This window comes from Seonamhaeicola sp. (genome assembly GCF_028281565.1).
Classification (GTDB): Bacteria; Bacteroidota; Bacteroidia; order Flavobacteriales; family Flavobacteriaceae; genus Seonamhaeicola.
In genome coordinates this window covers 102,457-119,134 of the sequence record NZ_JANQJQ010000015.1, presented here as the reverse complement: position 1 = coordinate 119,134, position 16,678 = coordinate 102,457, and the positions used below count along the sequence as shown (strand labels likewise).

The 16,678-nt window shown below is 36.5% G+C and carries 11 protein-coding genes; all 11 read right to left on the bottom strand.

All coding sequences use genetic code 11. The features are described from left to right. Positions 1-137: 137 nt before the first annotated feature. The gene (locus tag Q0983_RS07465) at positions 138-4,193 is read right to left on the bottom strand and encodes a two-component regulator propeller domain-containing protein (RefSeq protein ID WP_299550821.1); all 4,056 of its coding nucleotides are present in this window, start codon (positions 4,191-4,193) and stop codon (positions 138-140) included. 159 nt (positions 4,194-4,352) lie between these two features. After that, positions 4,353-5,657: a TRAP transporter large permease gene (locus Q0983_RS07460; RefSeq protein WP_299550819.1), complete on the bottom strand. Its 1,305-nt coding sequence runs from the start codon at positions 5,655-5,657 to the stop codon at positions 4,353-4,355. 2 nt (positions 5,658-5,659) lie between these two features. After that, positions 5,660-6,151, bottom strand: coding sequence for a TRAP transporter small permease (locus Q0983_RS07455; RefSeq protein ID WP_299550817.1), 492 nt, complete (start codon positions 6,149-6,151; stop codon positions 5,660-5,662). Between the two features lie 3 nt (positions 6,152-6,154). Beyond that, the gene (locus tag Q0983_RS07450; RefSeq protein ID WP_299550815.1) at positions 6,155-7,129 is read right to left on the bottom strand and encodes a TRAP transporter substrate-binding protein; all 975 of its coding nucleotides are present in this window, start codon (positions 7,127-7,129) and stop codon (positions 6,155-6,157) included. 81 nt (positions 7,130-7,210) lie between these two features. Further along, on the bottom strand, positions 7,211-8,614 hold the full coding sequence (uxaC, locus tag Q0983_RS07445) for a glucuronate isomerase (protein WP_299550813.1): 1,404 nt from the start codon (positions 8,612-8,614) through the stop codon (positions 7,211-7,213). Next, complete coding sequence (locus Q0983_RS07440; protein ID WP_299550811.1) at positions 8,604-9,398, bottom strand: gluconate 5-dehydrogenase; 795 nt, start codon at positions 9,396-9,398, stop codon at positions 8,604-8,606. The genes uxaC and Q0983_RS07440 overlap by 11 nt, the downstream gene beginning before the upstream one ends. A 12-nt stretch (positions 9,399-9,410) precedes the next feature. After that, on the bottom strand, positions 9,411-10,586 hold the full coding sequence (gene uxuA / locus Q0983_RS07435) for a mannonate dehydratase (RefSeq protein ID WP_299550809.1): 1,176 nt from the start codon (positions 10,584-10,586) through the stop codon (positions 9,411-9,413). Positions 10,587-10,605: 19 nt separating this feature from the next. After that, the gene (locus Q0983_RS07430) at positions 10,606-11,421 is read right to left on the bottom strand and encodes an SDR family oxidoreductase (protein WP_299550807.1); all 816 of its coding nucleotides are present in this window, start codon (positions 11,419-11,421) and stop codon (positions 10,606-10,608) included. 161 nt (positions 11,422-11,582) lie between these two features. Continuing rightward, the gene (locus Q0983_RS07425; RefSeq protein WP_366141003.1) at positions 11,583-12,431 is read right to left on the bottom strand and encodes an alpha/beta fold hydrolase; all 849 of its coding nucleotides are present in this window, start codon (positions 12,429-12,431) and stop codon (positions 11,583-11,585) included. Continuing rightward, on the bottom strand, positions 12,428-15,193 hold the full coding sequence (locus Q0983_RS07420; RefSeq protein WP_299550805.1) for a PD-(D/E)XK nuclease family protein: 2,766 nt from the start codon (positions 15,191-15,193) through the stop codon (positions 12,428-12,430). The genes Q0983_RS07425 and Q0983_RS07420 overlap by 4 nt, the downstream gene beginning before the upstream one ends. A gap of 70 nt (positions 15,194-15,263) precedes the next feature. Continuing rightward, the gene (locus tag Q0983_RS07415; RefSeq protein WP_299550803.1) at positions 15,264-16,616 is read right to left on the bottom strand and encodes an OmpA family protein; all 1,353 of its coding nucleotides are present in this window, start codon (positions 16,614-16,616) and stop codon (positions 15,264-15,266) included. Between the last annotated feature and the right edge of the window lie 62 nt (positions 16,617-16,678).

Genomic DNA, 16,678 nt, shown 5'->3' with positions numbered 1-16,678 from the left:
GACCACTAAATAATTAATTTTCGGTTTGATATTTTTCATCACCTAAAACTAGTGGAATTCAAGGGTATAGAAATACAGAAATGGGTATATAAAAGTACAATATATTGATTGTCAGCACATTGTAATGTGATCAAAACTTAATTCGAAAACTTATCTGCGTATTGCGTGGGAGTTTCTCCGTATTTCTTTTGAAAACACTTGCTAAAATATTTCGGGTTTTTGAATCCTACGTTGTAACAAATTTGAGAAACATTGAGTTTTCCCTGCTCTAAAAGCTGTGCAGCACGCTTCATTCTAAAATGGAGAATAAATTCATTAGGCGTGAAGTTTGACCATGCCTTTATTTTTGTAAACAACATAGTCCTGCTAACACCTAAATCGGAACAGAATGAGGTGATATCAAATTGCTCATTACTGATATTTTCTTTAACTATTTTAAGTGCTTTTTGATAAAGCGTTTCATCAAACGATGATACCAGGACCTCGTTTGGCAAAAGCCCTTCATTGGATGCGAATTTTTGTTTTAATTTTTCTCTCGTTTGTAATACGTTCTTAATCCGAAGTTTAAATTCTTTAACATCAAAAGGCTTGCTTATATAATCATCAGCTCCGCTTTCCAATCCATCCAGTTTATAGATCAAAGAGGTGCGAGAGGTTAATAAAATAATAGGAATGTGACTTGTTTTTAATTCTTCCTTAACGGCCGTACAAAGTTCCGTACCTGTCATTTCAGGCATTATAACATCACTTACAATAAGATCCGGAGATTCCTTTTTTACTTTTTTAAAAGCCACTTTACCATTCTCGGCCTCTATGACATTATATTGATTTTTTAACAGTTCCTTTATAAATTTTCTTAATGGCTTATTATCTTCAACCAAAAGGATGGTAGCTTTTTCAGCTTCATTAAGATCGGCTATGTCATCTTCAATGATAACATTGGGTTCTTCAAGTTGTTTAACGTATTGGGATATGTCATCACTAAATTTAAAATTCTGTAAAATTTCTGTTTCACTTAAATGAGCACGCCCTAAAAGCAAAGACACAGAAAATATGGAGCCACTATTATTTTCATTACTCTTAACTGTTATTGCTCCCTTGTGCAGATCTACAATATTTTTAGCTATTGACAAACCTATGCCGGTACCTTTATTATAGTTACCGTCCGGTTTATTGTTAACGGCTACTTCAAAAAACCGTTCAAAAATTTTGTCCTGATATTCCTGTGCTATCCCTACCCCGGAATCTTCAACATTGATAACTACGTTCTTGTCATGCTTTTTTACCCGGATGGTGATTTGCCCACCCTCTGGTGTATATCGAAAAGCATTTGATATGAGGTTATAGAAAACGCGTTCTAATTTATTTCGGTCATAATACACCAAAATGTCTTCTTCATCGCAAATAAAATTAAAGTCATACCCACCATTTCTGGCATATTCGGTAAAAGACAGGTAAATTTCTTTTAAAAATTTAACAATATTGCCTTCTGCGGCCTCCAGACTAAACAGTTTATTTTCAAACTTTCTAAAGTCCATCAATCTGTTTATCAGCTGTAATAAATGATTGGCACTGTTTTCTATAACAAGCAGCTTTTTATACATTTTACTGCTCCCGCGATAGTCCTCAATAATTTGATTAAGCGGTCCTAATATTAGTGCCAGTGGTGTTCTAAACTCATGAGATATATTGGTAAAGAATTCCAGTTTGGTTTTATTTATTTCTTTTGTTCTTTCTGTCTCAATATGTTCCAATTCCAGTTCATGCTTTAGCTTTGTTTTAGACTTTAAAATATTGAAAAGAAAATATAGTGCTCCCAAAATCAGGAGGCCATAAATTGTAAAAGCCCACCAGGTCCTCCATGGGGCCGGAGCAACATGAATATTTAATTGTGTGGTAGTTTCATTCCAAATGTTATCATTATTGGCTCCAATAACTTCAAAAATGTAATTGCCCGGATTTTGAATAGTATACGATGCTGAATTATTAGTGGTCAAGTTCCATTCTTTCTCTAAACCTCTTAACCTATACTTATACTTGTTGTTGCTGGAATTAATGAAGTTTGGAATGGAGAACGAAATATTAAAATTTCCCTGGGTATGAGATAATCCAACATCACTTGTATAAGGTAATGTATATTCCAATACCTTACCGGTGTTGTTTGGTTCCACATCATTTTCCCGGATATTGAAATCGGTCAAAATAACTTGAGGGGCATAAGTATTGGTGGTTAGATTATTCGCATCAATGTAAGCAACACCGGCAGGACCACCAAAAAAGAATTGAGATTCACCAACTTTTAAACTGGCATTATCGTTAAACTCGTTACTGATCAACCCATCGGTCTGATTATATAGCTTAACATTATTATTACGGGGATTGAATTTTAGGATGCCCTGATTCGTGCTTATCCATAGCTGCTGAGTCTCATCTTCCAGAATACTATGCACTAATGACACAGATTTATTATTTACAGATAAATTGACGGTGTTAAAATTATTGCCATTGTACCTGTATAACCCTTTGGACTTTGTTCCTACCCAGATGTTCCCGGAAGTATCCTGATAAACGGATAAAATATCGTCTCCGTATTGTAACTTCTCATCATAAAAATAATTTGTTATCGAGCCTTCAGATGTAATTTTGTTCAGGCCTTTTTCTGTGCCTACCCAAATATTATTAGCTGTATCTACACAAATAGTCCGTATAAAATTACTGGATAAGGAGCTTGTATTTTCATTTGAATAATAAAACCTCTGAACTTTTCGGGAGTTCAGATTAAACTTTAACAAGCCTATTCCAAAAGTACCAATCCAAACATTTTGTAAAGCATCCTTCTTAATAGCATATACACCAACATTACTTAACAAACCTAGTAGTTCATTGGGTAAGCGGTTTGTTTCAATTTTTTTTGATTTTATGTTGTACAGTTCTACACCGCTTTCAAACGTACCTATCCATAGCATATGATCATCTAAAAGCTTTAAAGCTTTAATGTTATTATCACGTAGGAGAGAGTTGCTTTGATCTATATATTCGTATGTATTGGTTTGTTTATTCCAAACATTAATACCACCTCCTTCGGTTCCTAAAAAAATATCGTCTCCATAGTTTTCAATAGAACTCACCACCGAGTAGTTCAAGCCCTTGCCTGCCTTATTTTGAGTCATGTTTCTAAAATTCCCATTGGCCTCATCCCAAAGGTTGATGCCTCCGTAATAAGTGCCTATCCATATAGACCCTTTTTTGTCCTTGAATAACGATTTTATGGAATTTTTACTTAAACTCTTTTTATCATCAAGGTTTGCCCTTAAAGTCACAACATCTTTGTTTTTACTAACTATCTTTAACCCGTTGTAAGTGCCTAACCAAAGCCTTCCTCTATTATCAAATAGTAACTGTCTTACATTTTCACTATTATCATTTGTACCACCTTTTTCCGAAAAAGAACCAAATGTGTTTTGAGATATGTTGTAGCTAAGTACACCTTTATCCCGGGAGGCAATTAAAATAGTGTCTTTATCATACGCAACTAAATCCTGAACATATAGGTTTTTGGTATTCGGTAAAATTTCAAATTTGGAATTAGAAACATGTATATTGGATTTGAACAGCCCTGCCCTTGTACCAACAAAAACATCTCCGGCTTTTGTTTCTAAAATTGACATCACCCAGCTACTATTTCTGTTATCAGATTTAATTAAATAATTAGTAAAAGTGTTAGTAGATTTATGATAAACCGAAAGTCCCTCCGAAGTGCCTATCCAAACTTCACCATTTGATAATGTATTGATAGTCCATACATTATTATTACATAAAGAATTACTACCCTGACCATGAAAATATCTGGTAAACTGATTTGTTTTAGGGTTATATCGGTTCAGCCCATTATAAGTCCCTATCCATAAATAACCACTTTCGTCCTCTTGAATAGCTAAAATATCGTTACTACTAATTGAAAGGGGGTTATCAACCTGGTTTCTGTAAATGGTAAATTTTGTTCCGTCATATTTATTTAATCCATCACGTGTACCAATCCACATTTGACCTAAATGATCTTGATGCATTGCAATTACAGAACTTTGAGAAAGCCCGTCAACAGTAGATAAATGGTTAAATACAAAAGTATTATTTTGAGCCTTTACACCACAAATACAATTTAAAAGAAAAAGGTATGTAAAGATCTTTTGCATGCTTTAAATTAATGACTTTAAGAATAAATATAACAAGATTTAATAAAGCCCGAATTCAGGTGTAGCTTTTCTGTAGTAAAAAGCTAAAATGCACATAATAAAATTGAAAAAGATTGTTAGAACATGTAATCTAAATCGGTAAATACATTATTAAAACTTCTACAAATCAAATAATCTGGGTAACCACATGGAAATTTCCGGGATATACGTAATGAGCATGAGCACGAGTACCATTATAAACAGGAACGGTAATAGTGGTTTGACCACCTGGGATACCGAGACCTTGGCAATACCACTACCCACAAAGAGGATGGTACCCACCGGAGGCGTACACAATCCAACACATAGATTAAGTACCAGGACAATCCCGAAATGTACAGGATCCATGCCAAGAGCCATTACAACCGGTAAAAAAATGGGCGTAAAGATCAATACGGCCGGTGTCATGTCCATAAACGTTCCCACGATCAACAGGGTCATGTTAATTACCAGGAATATGGCAAACTTACTACTGAACTGTTCCAACAGGAATCCGCTCATAAGTTCCGGAATGCTTTCAAAAGAGAACAGCCAGCTCATGGCCATGGACGTGCAGATCAAGAACATCACCACTGCTGTGGTCTTGGCACTGTTGAGTAAGATATTTGGAAAACTCTTTATTGTGACACTTTTATAAATCAAAGCTAATACTGCGGCATACAACACGGCAATCACCGAAGCCTCAGTGGCCGTAAATATACCAACAACGATACCGCCTACAACGATTACGAGCATCAACAGGCTAAAAAAAGCTTTCCTAAAATGATTCCATATCTCTTTTAAGGTAGCTCTCTGTCCTCTAATAAATTTCCTTTTCACAGCAACAAAAACTATATATCCTATTAAAGCCAGCCCCAACAGGATACCAGGCAAATACCCCGCAATAAACAGGGCTGCTACTGATGCTGCTCCACCACTTGCAAGTGCGTATACAATTAAAATATTACTGGGAGGTATCAATAAGCCTGTTGTTGAAGAGGTAATATTTACAGAAGCACAAAACGCTCTCGGGTACCCTTCTTCTTCCATACGGTCCGTCATGATACTTCCTATGGCCGAGGTTGCGGCAACGGCAGATCCTGATATGGCCCCGAATAACATAGAAGCCAAAACATTTACATAAGCCAGACCACCGGGCAGGCTGGCTACTAAAGATTTGGCAAAATTAATAAGCCTATTGGCTATCCCCCCCTGTTTCATAATCTCTCCAGCCAATACAAAAAACGGAATGGCCAACAGAGCAAAACTGTCTATACCCGTTGTCATACGTTGGGCAATGGTGGTCAGCCCGGGCATTTTATCAATGTTTAATAAAAGGCTCAAAGTAGTCGAGATACCGATACTGTATGCCACAGGGACCTTGAGCATCAATAAGAAAAAGAAACTTGCAAATAATACGATGATACTTAAAACTTCAATGCTCATGGTTAGTCGGTTATTTGGTTTTTGTAAATTCTAGAAATGTGATATATAGAAAACCACATAATCAGCAGTCCGCTAAATGGTAAAATGGCGTAAATATATCCTAATGGAATACGTAGGGTACCAGATAATTGCCCTAAATGTAATGTGGTGTAAACTAAGTTACTTCCACCTATAACCATAACAATCAAGGCGAACAGAAAAATTAGTATCTCAATGATAATAGACACCTTTTTCTTTGTGGCATCTGAAAACTTTTGGTACAGAAAATCCATAGACAGGTGTTCCCTTTTGGCGTTAAGGTAAGCAGCACCAAGAATAGACATCCAAATCAATGAAAATCTGGCAAGTTCTTCGGTCCACGTAAAAGACCCTTTTAACACATACCTTGAAAATACCTGAAACAGCACGTCAAACACAAGAAGTGCAAATATGACAATCAGGAATATTTCCATAAACCTAACGACTTTGTTAAATAAGGAATTGGATGTGCTCATGTTCTATTGTGATTTAATGTCTTTAACTATATCTGCAAGTTCAGGGTGTTCCTTCTTAAACTCTTCTAAAACGGATTTAGATTTATCAGCAAATAATGATTTTTCCGGAATGATGACTTCTACACCAGCTTCTTTTACTATTCTCATACAGTCTTCAACAGATTCCTTCCAAAATTGTTTTTGGGCCTGGGCCGATTCATTGGCGGCTTCCTGTACCCAAATTTTCTCCTGGTCCGACAATTTTTCCCATTGTTTGGTTCCAATGAGTAATACATCGGGAATCGAAGAATGTTCGTCTAAAGTGTAGTACTTACTAATCTCATAATGGTTGGATGACACAAACGAAGGTGGATTATTTTCGGCACCATCAACTACCCCTTGTTGAATAGCGGTATATAATTCACCATAGGCCATAGGTGTGGCAGAACCCCCCAGGGCATTAACCATATTGATGGCCATCTGGTTGTTCATCACCCTGATTTTTAATCCGTGCAGGTCTTCCGGGGTTCTTACCGCTTTGCTGGCGGTATAAAAACTTCTGCTTCCCGCATCATAGTAACATAAGCCCCGAAGCCAAAATTGCTCTCCTTTTTCTAAAACTGATTTCCCAATAGCTCCTTCTAAAACATCGAACATATGTTGTTTGTCCCTGAACAAATAGGGGATACCAAAAACGTGGTAATCCGGAACAAAGTTCGACATGGTTGCAGCACTTACTTTGGTAATCGCTACACTTCCTATTTGAAGTAATTCTACCACTTCACGTTCTGAACCTAATTGGCCGTCAGGAAAAATTTTAATGGTTAGCGTCCCGTCAGATTTTTTAGCCAATGCTTTTTGAAACTCTACAATCCCCTTATGAACCGGATGTGTTTGGGGAAGTGTATGGCCTAAATAGAGCACTTTTTTATCTGAACGCTTATTACATGAAATGAGCCCCAACGACAAAAACAGTACTAAAAGAAATTTATGGTTCATACTGAAAAATTAGTTTAGTTTTTAAGTTGATTATCTACAAATATAGTAAAAATACAATCGATTGTATTTTTATAGTTCATACTATTCAAAATTGAAATAGTTTTTAGCATTATTATAGCAAATATCCTGAATCATTTTCCCCAGAAAATCAATATCATCCGGCACCAGGCCATTATTCAAATCATCTGCAATCATATTGCATAAAATACGTCTAAAATATTCATGTCTCGGAAAAGACAAAAAGCTACGGCTATCAGTCAACATACCAACAAACCGACTTAACAACCCCATGTTTGACAGCGTATTCATTTGCTTTTCCATACCATCTTTCTGATCTAAAAACCACCATCCGGTTCCAAATTGCATTTTTCCGGGAATACCAACCTCGCTATAATTCCCCATCATGGTAGCAAATACTTCATTTTGCGTTGGGTTTAGGTTATAGCAAATGGTTTTGGTTAAAACGCCTTCATAGTCTAATCTATTAAAAAACTTAGACATAGCTTTGGCATAGGTGAAATCACCAATAGAATCACATCCGGAATCATTTCCTAACAGGGTGCCTAAGCGTCTATTATTATTCCTTATGGCTCCCAGGTGAAATTGTTGGATCCAACCTTTTTTATGATACAACTTGCTAAAATTGTACTGTAAAAATGAACAATAAATTTCCGATTCTTCATTTGATAACATTTTACCGGACAATCTCTTTTTAAAAACCTGATCAGCTTCAGCTTCTGCAAAATCTACCACATATATTTGTTCCAGTCCATAATCCGAAACCTTACATCCGTGAGAAGCAAAGAAATCCATTCTATTTTCTATGGCTTTCAGTAAATCTGTAATCGTATGAATGGAACATTCTGCGCAAGCTTCCAATTTCTCTATGTAGTCCGGAAAACTTGATTCATTAATAAGGAACAATTTGTCCGGCCTGAAGGAGGGGTATACTTTAGTGAAAATATTTAGTTCTGCAATTTGTTTATGATACTCTAAACTATCTATAGGATCATCTGTAGTACAAACAACTTCAACATTCATATCTTGTAATATGTCGGCCGGTGTTTTAACGGCTAAAACAGCATTTGCTTTTTTATAAATATCATTGGCTGTACCTGGCTGCAAAATATCATCTATATCAAAGTAGCGTTTCAATTCTAAATGCGTCCAGTGAAACAACGGATTTCTTAACGTATATGGAACCGTTTCGGCCCAGGTTTTAAATTTGTCTTCAAGGGAAGAAGTATCCCCAGTAATTAAGGCCTCATCAACACCATTGGTCCGCATGGCCCGCCACTTGTAATGATCACCTCCTAACCAGGCTTTTGTAATATTTCTAAATGGCTTGTTTTCAGCTATTTGCTTTGGTGATAAATGATTGTGATAATCAATAATAGGCATGGATTTGGCATACTCATGGTAGAGTGTTTCAGCCTCTTTAGACTGAAGCAAAAAATTATCGGTTATAAAGTTTTTATGATTCATTTGATGGTTTTCCTATTGTTGCCAGAATTCCGCCATCAACATACAAGACATGTCCATTAACAAAATCACTGGCTTTTGATGATAAAAATATGGCTGCTCCGGCTAAATCACTTGGATCTCCCCATTTGGCAGCCGGTGTTCGGTTTACTATAAAGCCATTAAACGGGTGACCGTCAACTCTAATCGGGGCTGTTTGAGATGTTGCAAAATAACCCGGTCCAATGCCATTTACCTGAATATTATGTTTTGCCCATTCAGTTGCCATATTTTGGGTTAGCATTTTAAGCCCTCCTTTAGCGGCTGCATAAGCGCCTACGCCGTTACGTCCTAATTCACTCATCATGGAGCAAATGTTAATCACTTTACCTTCTTTTCTGGCTATCATACCTTTTACAACGTGTTTAGAAACAATAAAAGGGCTGACCAAATCAACATCTATAACTTCTTTAAAATCGGAAACCTCCATTTCAATAAGCGGTGTTCTTTTTATTATTCCCGCATTATTGACTAATATATCTATTTGCCCAACCTCTGTTTCTATTTGGGCAATAGCCGAAATCACTTCTTCTTCCCTGGTTACATTAAACTTGTAGCCTGTGGTATTAATGCCCTCGCTTTTATATTGAGCAACAGCTTTATCAATTTTTTCCTGCGAAGAGTTACCATTAACTATAATGTTAGCACCAGCCAACCCTAACCCACGTGCCATGGCCATACCCAGACCATGGGTGCTTCCGGTTACCAATGCATTTTTTCCTTTTATATCAAATAACGAAATACTCACTCTTAATTCAATTTATATCGATTTTGAAATACCAAATTCTAAACCTCTCAGTTCTGCCAACCCTCTTAATCTACCAATTCCGGAATACCCCGGGTTTGTTTTCTTCTGTAAGTCATCCAGCATCTGATGACCGTGATCTGGTCTCACAGGAATTGTGGCATCTTTATATCCGTTCGATCGTCTTCTTTTCTCCTCGATAAGAATCTCTTTAACTACGGCATACATATCTACATCCCCCTCTAGATGATTGGCTTCATAAAAATTCCCATACGCGTCACGTTGGGTACTTCTCAAATGAAGGAAGTGAGCACGGTCGGCAAATCTTTTAAATATTTGCACCAAATTATTATCTGCCCTTACGCCTAATGATCCCGTACAAAATGTTATACCATTAGCCCTATCGGGTACGTTATCGAACAAATAGGCATAATCATCTTCGGTACTTACTACTCTGGGAAGCCCCAAAATCGGGAATGGCGGATCATCCGGATGAATACACATAAGCACTTCATTTTGGGAAGCAACAGGTATGATTTCCTTTAAAAAAGCAACCAAATTTTCTCGGAGTGTTTGATCACTTATATCATTATACGTATCTAAAACACTCTGAAACTGTTCTAAGGTATAGCCTTCTTCTGCTCCCGGTAGTCCGGCTATAATGTTATTTATAAGCTTTTGTTTTGCCTCTTCCGATAAATTATCTGCGTACACTTTTGCGACCTTTTGTTGCTCTTCCGAATACTCGCTTTCTGCCCCGGGGCGTTTTAACAAATATAACTCGAAAGCCGCAAAGGCAACAACATCAAAGCGTAATGCTTTGGAACCATCTTCAACTTCAAAACCTAAATCCGTACGTGTCCAATCCAATACAGGCATAAAATTATAACATACTATGTTCACCCCACATTTAGCCAGGTTTTCAATACTCTTCTTGTAGTTCGCAATATAGACTTGAAAGTTTCCTGACCTTGTTTTAATATTTTCATGAACGGGAATACTTTCTACAACGCTCCAATTCAATCCGGCGCTTTCAATTATGTCTTTTCGTTTTTGTATTTCATCAATGGTCCAGATGTCTCCATTGGGGATATGATGTAATGCTGAAACCACACCTGTAGCTCCCGCTTGTTTTATGTCTGACAAAGTTACCGGGTCATTTGGCCCGTACCATCTCCAAGTTTGTTCCATTTTTTTTAATATTATATTTTTAAACACCACTAAAAGCGCTAAAACCACCATCTATTGGAATGACTATTCCCGTAATAAAACTTGCAGCCTCACTACATAAAAAATGAATGGCCCCATTTAGTTCTTCCGCCTCTCCAAAGCGTTTCATTGGTGTATTATTGATTATTGTATTACCACGGTCTGTATAGCTTCCATCTTCATTGGTCAGTAATCTGCGATTTTGATTACCTATGAAAAACCCGGGAGCGATAGCGTTTACCCTAATTTTCCCTCCAAATTTTGTAGCCATTTCAACGGACATCCAACGTGTAAAATTCTCCATGGCTGCTTTAGAGGCCGAATATCCAACCACTCTTGTTATGGCTCTTTCAACAGTCATAGAGGAGTAGTTAACAATACAACCTTCACCTTGCTTTGCCATTACTTCTCCGAATACTATGGAAGGTAAAACAGTTCCGTTCAGGTTTAAATCGGTTACCTTTTGAAAATCTTCCATCTTTAAATCGAAAATTGTTTGGTCCGGGCCAATGGTGGCTCCCGGCATATTGCCTCCGGCGGCATTTAGGAGGATATCAATTTTCCCAAAGTGTTTTAAAATGTCTGTTCTGTTTTTTTCCAGGGTTGCTTTATCTAAAACATTAGTTTCAAAACCAATAGCTTCACCACCATTATCATTTATGGCTTTTACTTTACCATCAATGGCTTCCTGACTTCTGTCCAGAATAACAATTTTAACTCCGGAATCAGCTAAATTTTCAGCTATAGAACCTCCAAGAACACCGGCTCCTCCGGTTATAACAGCTACTTTGCTTTGTAAATTAAATTTTTGACTCATTTGTTATTTTTTAGGTCTAAAAGGTGTATTTATTCTAAAGATACAATTTTATCGTGTACGTACACGCAAAGATATAAATTTTTTTCGTGTACGTACACGAAACATGTAAAAATTCTTTTTTATGGATTAATTTAAGAGTTGAATCCATAAAAAACTTGCTATTATTTAAATCCTAAAAATGCAATGATTTTATCAACTACTTCCCTAAGTTCTTTCGGGAGTTGATCCTCTTCCCAGGGGTGGCGAGCTTCAAAAACATGATTGGCATTCTTGATGACCATCAGGGCGCTGTCCGGATTCCATTTATGAAGATCTTTAGCTTCATCAATTAAAATACTGGTATCATTATTACCATGAATGATGAGATGAGGAATCTTTAAATTAGACACGGCCTTTTTTATGTCCAGGCGTTCTTTATTTTGCACAGTGTCTTCGTAAAATTGATAATAATGTGGCATTTGCTGCTTGGTGCGTCCGTTTAAAACATATTTTACACCTGTTTTTTCCCAGTTTTCAATATCGGTATTGGTTACAGACCTGCTTAAAAAATCAGATACGCCTGCCAGGCTGATCACGTTTTTTATCCTGGGATCTTCGTATGCGGTAATTGAAACAATCCCACCACCTCTACTGTGCCCGATAAGTGTAAGATTATCTAAGTTCCCAATGGTTTTGATACGGTCATTCTTAAAACACCAATCAATAACCAATTGTAAATCATCCAGTTCTTTAGTGTAGTTGTTGTTGCCAAAGGCTTCCAGATCCGGGAAATCTATGGGCTGTTCAACTGTGCCGCCATTATGAGAAAAATTAAATTTCACAAAACAAAATCCGGTATTTGCAAAAGCATTAGCCATTAAGTTCCAGGCACCCCAATCTTTGAACCCTTTATAGCCATGGCAAAAGATGATTATCGGATTATTTTTAGTGGAATCAACCCGGGTAATATCTATTACAATAGGTTTATTATGGCTTCCATTAATTACAAAATGTTCTTTTTTTAGCATCATATTTCTTTTTCGGTGAATGGGATATCGGGATTACAGATCTCTAAAACGAGTTGCCTTAATTCCGTACTAAAGTTATCAATTGTTTCTTGAGTAATGAGCATATTTTTTTTTGCGTAGGCTCCGGGCTTGTCCTTTTTTGCAAATTTTAAAAAACCGCTGCTCAGGTTTTTAAAGGATATAATTCCGGCTTCAACCGGAAATTTAATCTTAGCCGAAAGCTGCATCATATAAACATAGGTGAGTACCTGAAAGCTTTTGCTGTACTTTTTATAATCGGTTGAAATAGCTTCCCAATTAACAACTTCAACTTCGGTTTGATTAACCTTACCGGTTTTATAATCAATAATCCGGGTTATACCGTTATATTCATCAACGCGGTCAACTTTACCGGTAATTTTTACCGGGAAGTCAAGCTCCGGAATATCAATTGAAACCGTATTATCAGCCTCAATGGCCACTATTTTTATTTCGTTGTTGGCTTTCAAGTCCTTAATTTCCAGGTCTAAAAAATTGGACACATAGCGTTTAGCTATTTCAAAAATAATAAGGTTCTTCCCGGTATTAATATCCCCTTCTTTATAAATATCAGTAAAGTGATGTGTGACGGTTTTAGCAATACTTTTTTTTAAGTTTTGAATGATTTCAACAGAAAGAAATGTCCCGATCAAAGGTTTATAGAAATCTTCAAGCGTGTTATGAACTACGGTCCCTAAGGTATTGGCAGCAACCGTTTCTTCTACTTCATCAAACTCCTTTATTTTTAAAACTTTCTGATAGTAAAAATCGATTGGGTTTCTAATATAGTTTGTAAGTGACGATGGCGAAAACCCTTTTTCGGCAACTACTTTTAGTTTTTCAATGACATCAGGGGTCTTATCAACTACATTTAATTCAGTTGCAATTACCGGTACCTGCGGTGTAATTATCTGATGTCTGATTTTGTGAATGCCTTCCAGTTCCAATTGAGTTATAAATCGGCTTTTTTCGCCACCTGTCAGCACATCGGTTTCCGTATTATAAAGCAGGTAAATGTTTTTAGCACGTTGTAAAAGATGGTAAAAATGATAGGTATAAACAGCGTCTTTTTCCTTATAAGTGGGCAAATGGTTTTCTAATTTGACATCAAAAGGAATGAATGAATTATTACTTTTTCCCGATGGAAGCAGGCCTTCGTTAACGCCTGAAATAATGACGGTTTCAAAATCCAAAACCCGGGACTCTAACATGCCCATTACTTGTAAGCCCTGTAAGGGCTCCCCTTGGAAGTCCAAAGTCTCCGCAGCCAGCAACTCTTTATAAACGCCGAATAATGATACTATATCTTTGATATGATTGTTTTCAGAGTTTAATCTCACCAACTCATTGAACAGTTCGTTAAAACGAAATAAGTATTCTAATGACAATAGATTAGAGCTTTTGTCTCTATCCAAATGCTCTTTGATGGCCAGGATTAATTGAGAGCAGTTTTTTAACGTTACATCAACAGATTTATCCCAATTGTCAAACAATAGATCAATAATTTTTGAAGACGCATTAGCAATTTCTTTTAACCTTTTACTTGTGAGGTAAACGAGGTTATTGGTATCAATGGTCTCTATGATTTTAGAGGCATGATCAACAGCGTTGATATAAAAAAGAGGTTGGATAAACTGATGTGAAACGATATTGATAATGTCTTTGTAATAAAAGGATCTTGAAGGATTTTTATGCATATGGAACAGGGCCTCGAAAAGCGATGCCAAAGGAATGGACCTTAATGGAAACCCCATGGTAATATTTAAAGATTGAATATTTTCCGGTAAAGAATTGAGGGTTGGAATTAACAAATCTTCATCTCCCAAAACCAAAGCCGTATTTTGTAATGATGGGTTTTCTTCCTTTAGTGTTTTTAATAGTGAACCAATATATTTTGCCTGCCCAATATTTTTCGGAATACCTAAAACTGAAATATTTTTTTCATTGGAATAATGATTAGCTACCCAATTAAAAGGTTGTTTTTCAAAACACAACCAATTGGTTTTAAATTGCCTTATAAAAAGTGCTGCGTCATGCTTTGGATTGTCTATAAAAACCTGATCAATGTCCCAGTATATTTTGGCTAATTCGTTTTGAAGTAATTCTTGAATAATAGTTTCTTCAGCCCTGTTCAGGGCATTAAACCCTAAAAAAACATGGTGCTTTTCAGTATTGTTTTGAATGTAAGATTCTAGGTTTTCAACAGCTTCTCTGTAAATGAGCCCTTGATAGCCAACTTTTTTATTTAGAAGGGATGTTGTGAAATGAGTATAATAGGTATTGAGTTTATTCCAGAACGATAAATACTTTTTTATAAACTCGGTTTGGTTTTCTTCTAAGGACCAATGGTTGTGTTCTATTTCTTTAATAGCACTTAAATAGTTGAAAATGTTTTTCTGAGGAATAAGGTATCGGTCTATTTCATTAAAGTCTTGAAGCAGTATTTGTGCCCATTTGGAAAACGACTCCAAAGGATCTCTTTCGTCTTCATTTGTTAGTTTGAGGTAAGTGCTATAAAACTCAAAAAGAAGCGCTGTATTGCTAATGTTTTTTAATCCTGAAAGTTCTTCTACAAATGCCTCAATACTAATTATTTCGGGCGCAAAAATAGTTTGATTTGTTATTTGCGATAATTGATGTTTTAAAAATAAACCCGCACGTTTACTGGGTAATATAAAAGTGAGGTTAGAAAGATGCACATGGTGTTTTTGTAAATCTTTTAGAACATCAAAAATAAAAGTAGCCATTGTATAAAAATAAAAAACGCTTCGGGAATCCCGAAGCGTTTTTTAAAAGTTATTTAAGGAATTAACTGTCTTATTTTGCCAAGTTAATTTCTACTCTTCTGTTTTGAGCTCTACCGGCTCTTGTTTTGTTAGAAGCCACAGGGCTAGATTCTCCGTATCCTTTAGAAGATAATCTGAATTGATCAACTCCGTGTGATGTTAAATAATCTTTTACAGCAGCAGCTCTGGCTTCAGATAAACCTTGGTTTAACTTCTCGCTACCTACACTATCAGTGTGTCCTTCAACAGTAAACTTAGAGTTAGGATACTCGTTAAGGATTTTAATGATATCAGCTAATACTTCAGCAGACTCATCTTTGATAGAAGATTTACCAGTATCAAAGTTGATAGTTTTAGCGTACTCATTTAAAGTTTTTTGCACTTCTTCAGTTACTTCAGGACATCCGTCGTTAGCGACAGTACCTTTAACCTCAGGACATTTATCGTCTTTGTCTAATACACCGTCACCGTCAGTATCTGGCCATGGGCATCCTTTGTTAGCAGCAGGACCTGCAGTGTTAGGACATTTATCATCACCGTCAGTGATACCGTCACCGTCAGCATCAGGACATCCACTTAAAGCTTTTAAACCAGCTACAGTAGGACATTTATCTTTGTTATCGGCAATACCGTCACCGTCAGAATCCGGACAACCGTTTAATTCCGCTAAACCGGCTTCATTAGGACAATCATCTTTGCTGTCTTCAATACCGTCACCGTCAGAATCCGGACATCCGTTGAACGCTTCTAAACCAGCAACATCAGGACAAGCATCGTCCTTGTCATAAATACCATCACCATCAGTGTCAGTTCCACCAAATTTAATAGAAAGACCGGCAGTGTGTTGGAAGTGTGTATCTAAGTAATCTTCAAAAGCATGTTTGTAAGCAGTTTGTAGCGTGAAACCAATATTTTCGTTAAACCAAATGTTGAATCCGGCTGTACCATTTAAAGTACCGGCACCAACTTCATCAACCCAGGTGTAACCACCACCTACACCTAAGAAAGGGTCTATAGTAGTTCCTTCTATAAAGTTGTACTTAATTGTACCGTCAATACCGTAGTAAGATAAATCATCTACTGAGTTACCTTCTCCCCAGGTATCAATTTTGTTTAACGAACCAGTTGCTCCAAAAGAAAAACCATCGCCTAAATATTTAGATACAGAGACTGACGATAATGATGGTAGAATGTTGTAATTGTCAACATCAACGAATTTATCAAAAATAGATTCGCCAAATGGGGCTCCGTCTCCATTAGGATGGGCATCAACTGCATTTACTCCAATGGTAATTTGCCATGGATTGTTTTTGTCTTGTGCATCAGCATAATTGTAACCAAGTACAAATACGAATGCTAACAATAATCTGCTAAGATTTTTCATATTCAAAAGTTTAATTTTTAAGTGTTAATTGTAAACAAAAGTAAGTTGTTAAAAATTATTAA